4 protein-coding genes are annotated in these 4,091 nt (G+C 63.1%); 1 reads left to right on the top strand and 3 read right to left on the bottom strand.

The genetic code is table 11. The features are described 5' to 3' along the window. Window positions 1-1,070, bottom strand: a 1,070-nt coding sequence (locus VMR03_RS16815) for an anhydro-N-acetylmuramic acid kinase (protein ID WP_325407259.1), incomplete at its 3' end; no start/stop codon positions are given. Between the two features lie 86 nt (window positions 1,071-1,156). Here VMR03_RS16815 and tyrS point away from each other — a divergent pair. Beyond that, a complete protein-coding gene (gene tyrS, locus VMR03_RS16810) occupies window positions 1,157-2,410 on the top strand; it encodes a tyrosine--tRNA ligase (protein WP_325407258.1) in 1,254 nt (417 codons plus the stop codon). Window positions 2,411-2,518: 108 nt separating this feature from the next. Here tyrS and VMR03_RS16805 read toward each other — a convergent pair whose 3' ends face one another. After that, on the bottom strand, window positions 2,519-3,652 hold the full coding sequence (locus VMR03_RS16805; RefSeq protein WP_325407256.1) for a ferritin-like domain-containing protein: 1,134 nt from the start codon (window positions 3,650-3,652) through the stop codon (window positions 2,519-2,521). Window positions 3,653-3,736: 84 nt separating this feature from the next. Next, window positions 3,737-4,091, bottom strand: a 355-nt coding sequence (locus VMR03_RS16800; protein ID WP_325407254.1) for a hypothetical protein, incomplete at its 5' end; no start/stop codon positions are given.

Here is a 4,091-nt window from a genome sequence, read left to right as displayed (position 1 = left end):
TCCGGCACGCCCGTCGTTGTGGGCAAACTGAGCGGCAAGCCACGCAGCGAACGGGCGGCGAGATAGGCGAAGGCTTCCGCCTCGACATCGTCGCCACGCCAGCCGAGATCCTCAGCGGGCAGAACGCCACCCTGAAGACGCTCACTCAGCATCCGCATCAATACCGGATTGTGCCGTCCGCCACCGCAGACGATGAAGCGCGACGGCATCCCGGGAATATGCGCCACGCCGCGCGCGATCGCCTCGACGGTGAAGGCGGTGAGCGTCGCCGCGCCATCCTCCGGCGACAGATGCCCGACGGCTTCCGCCGCGCGGGCGAATGAGAAACGGTCGAGCGATTTCGGCGGCGGTGCCTCGAAGAACTCATGCTGCATCAGCTGCGACAGCACATCGACATCGACCTCGCCGATTTCCGCGAGCGCCCCGTCCTTGTCGACAGGTTCGCCCGTGTGCCGATGCGCCCAGTCGTCGATCAGCGCATTGCCGGGGCCCGTGTCGAAAGCGATGAGACGCCCGTCGAGCCCGACATAGGTGACATTGCCGACCCCGCCGATATTGACGATGGCGACCGGCTCGTTGATGCCGGCGCTCCGCACCAGCGCCTGATGGTAAAGCGGCACCAGCGGCGCGCCATGACCGCCGGCCGCCACGTCGGCAGAGCGGAAGTCGTTGACGACGTCGATACCGGTCAGCGAGGCCAGCACGTCGCCCATGCCGATCTGGACCGTGCGCCGGGCCTCCGGCTGGTGCAGCACCGTCTGCCCGTGAAAGCCGATGAGATCGATATCCGCCGGCTTGAAGCCGGACATGTCGAGAAGTTTCCGGACCGCCTGGGCATGGGCAAGCGTCAGCAGCCTCTCGGCCTCCGCCACCGCTTCGGGCATCGGCTCGCCCGCCGTCCAGGATTTCGAAGCTTCAAGCGCCGCCCGCAACACGGCCCGCTCTTCCGCCGTATAGGGAACCCCGAGGCTCGGGCCGGGGCGCACAATATGCTCGCCATCCGTCTCCAGAATGGCGGCGTCGATACCGTCGAGCGAGGTGCCGCTCATGAGGCCTATGGCTCGGATCATGCGGAATCGTCCGTTTTTCCCGTCTGGAAAGCGTGATACACCACCGGCTCCTTTATGCCTATGGCAAGCCTTCAACCGAGCCGATCATGAGCAATTTCAAGTCCGACTTCCTGCGCGAAATCGAAGCCCGTGGCTTCATCCACCAGATCTCCGATCCGGAGGCCATGGACGCCTATGCCGCGAAGGAAACCGTGACGGCCTATATCGGCTTCGACTGCACGGGGCCGAGCCTCCATGTCGGCCATCTCATGGGCATCATGATGCTGCGCCGGCTCCAGCAGGCCGGCCACAAGCCGATCGTGCTGATGGGCGGCGGAACGACCAAGGTCGGCGATCCTTCCGGTAAGGACGAGTCGCGCCAGCTCCTGACGGACGAACAGATCGCCTCCAACATGGCTTCGATCAAGACGGCCTTCTCGCGCTTCCTGACCTTCGGCGACGGACCGAAGGACGCGATCATGGTCAACAACGCCGAATGGCTCGACAAGCTCGAATACATCGCCTTCCTGCGCGATTACGGCCGTCACTTCTCGGTCAACCGGATGCTCAGCTTCGACAGCGTGAAGCTGCGCCTCGAGCGCGAGCAGCCGCTCTCCTTCCTTGAATTCAACTACATGATTCTGCAGGCCTACGACTTCGTGGAGCTCGGCAAGCGTTACGGCTGCCGCCTGCAGATGGGCGGCTCCGACCAGTGGGGCAATATCGTCAACGGGCTCGAACTCGGCCGCCGCGCGGCGGGGCTCGACCTCTTCGCGCTCACCTGCCCGCTCATCACGACCTCATCGGGCGCCAAGATGGGCAAGACCGCCGCCGGCGCCGTCTGGCTCAACGCCGACATGCGTTCGCCCTTCGACTACTGGCAGTTCTGGCGCAACACGGAAGATGCCGATGTCGGGCGCTTCCTGAAACTCTTCACCGAATTGCCGCTCGATGAAATCGCGCGTCTCGAAAAGCTCGAAGGCGCGGAGCTGAACGAGGCCAAGAAAATCCTTGCGACCGAAGCGACCGCCATGCTGCATGGCCGCGAGGAAGCGGAGAAGGCTGCGGGTGCGGCTCGGGCCTCATTCGAGCAGGGCAGCATCAGCGCCGATCTGCCGACGGTGGAGATCGCGGCCTTCGAGCTCGAAGGCGGCATGGGTATTCTCAACGCGCTGGTGACGGCGAACTTCGTCGCCTCCACCAGCGAGGCCCGCCGCCAGATCAAGGGTGGTGCGATCCGGCTCAACGATGAAGCCGTATCCGACGAGCGACTGACCTTGACGCCCGCGCATCTGATCGACGGGGTCATCAAACTCTCGATGGGCAAAAAGCGGCACGTGCTGCTGAAGCCCAGAGGCTGAAGCCGGCAAGAAAAAGCCCTCTCCACTGGGAGGAGAGGGCTCATGGCGCCCCACGGGGGCTTGGGGCGCCTGGGTTTACGCCCGCGGGTTCTCCCGCTGTTGCTTGTTTTATTCCGCCGCCGTGCCGCTCAGCGCATAGATCGCAGCCGAACCGCCAGCCCCGTTCAACGCCTGCAGATAGCGAATGCCTTCCTCGGCAATATCGTCGCCAATCATCCGCTCTCCCTCGCCGTGGAGTTCCGCCATGTCGACATAGGCGGCATACATCGGTGCGGTACGCTTGGTGACGATGCCGGCCTTCAGCAGAGTCTTGATCAATACCCGGAAGATATTGGTCGATTCCTGCATCGTCGCCCGCATCTGCTTGTCGGCAAGCGCCTCGGCCAGGGCACCCTGCACCCAGCGCCAGTCGAGCCCGATGCGTTCGTAGATTTCCTTCTTCTGCTCCGGGCCCGTGGAGTTCCGCAAGAGCTTCATGAAACATTCAAGCGCCCAGTCCTCGATCAGGTCGCGCTCCTCGGCCGGCAGATTCGGCACCGTGCGGTCCGCCCATATCTTGCCGAACTTGTGGTGGAACGCCTCGTCCGTCATCACGAGCTGCATCAGCCGACGCAGAAGCGGATCATGGGTCTTGGCGTAGAAGGACGCGAAGGCCCCCATCGCAAGCCCCTCGACGACCATCTGCATGCCGACGAGTTTCTTCCAGACGAGCGGCGTCGCCACGATCTCGGTCAGGATTTCCTGCAGCACCACACCGCAAGCCGTCGGCTTGCCCCATCGCGCCTGAATGTATTTCGCGAAACCGGTGACATGACGCGCTTCCTCGCGCGTCTGGTTCGCCGCATATTCCTGCGCGCCCGGGTCCTTCAGGATATGGCAGAGGCTTGCGGACAGAGCGAGAGCCCCTGCTTCGCCATGCAGGATCGACGACATGTTCCAGCGCACCGCTTCATTGACCAGATAGATTTTCTGATCCGTGTTGAGCTTGTCGGAAACGGCCGTCTGCAATTCCATGTTGAAGTCGGTCGGAACCAGAAGGTCCCGCTCGAGATCCCATGGCGAGTTAAAGTCGATATATTTGGGATCGAGCGGATCCCAGAAATGATCGTGCGTCGCCGAGATGATCTTGTCGAAAGCCGTCGATCGCGCGCCGTAACGATCGACATCCATCATCGCCGGGAAGTCGTCGGGCGCTATGGCCTCATAGGCGGAATCTGTCGTCATGCGTTCGTTCGTGGACATCGTCTCCTCCTCCGCTGTCCAGAATAGCAATGACGCAAGTCTATATGCGGACCGCATCTCCGCAAATCAAATCGACACTCCGCATTACGGTTTGGGGGCGGGACTCGCTGGCGAAGCGGGAGCTGCGGCGGGTGGCGGCGTGCCTTTCGTCCCCTCACCGACAGGCTTGTCAGCAGCAGGCTGCTCCGGCGGCAACGTGCTGGAGAATTCGAACAAACGCCGCAGGAAGCCTGGCGCGATAGCCGAGAGCGGGTTCACGATCACACTCGGATTGTCGATGTTGCCCTTCACGGCGTAGGTGAAGCCGAAAATTCCCTCGCCCTCGCGCCCGACGATCAACGGCCCGAGCAGCGGCACCTTGCCCAGAACGGAATTCACGGTATAGGCGGGAACCAGCGTTCCCTCCATCTGCGCCACGTCCGCCGAGCGATCGATCTGC

Origin of the sequence: Parvibaculum sp., from assembly GCF_035511255.1 — a bacterium.
GTDB lineage: Bacteria > Pseudomonadota > Alphaproteobacteria > Parvibaculales > Parvibaculaceae > Parvibaculum.
Note: the sequence above shows the minus strand (reverse complement) of the source record. Positions and strands in the feature narration are given on the sequence as shown.

Bases quoted from the DNA above. Each gene is read 5' to 3' on its own strand.
- tyrS (WP_325407258.1), top strand. From the start codon at position 1,157: ATGAGCAATTTCAAGTCCGACTTCCTGCGCGAAATCGAAGCCCGTGGC.
- VMR03_RS16805 (WP_325407256.1), bottom strand. From the start codon at position 3,652: ATGTCCACGAACGAACGCATGACGACAGATTCCGCCTATGAGGCCATA.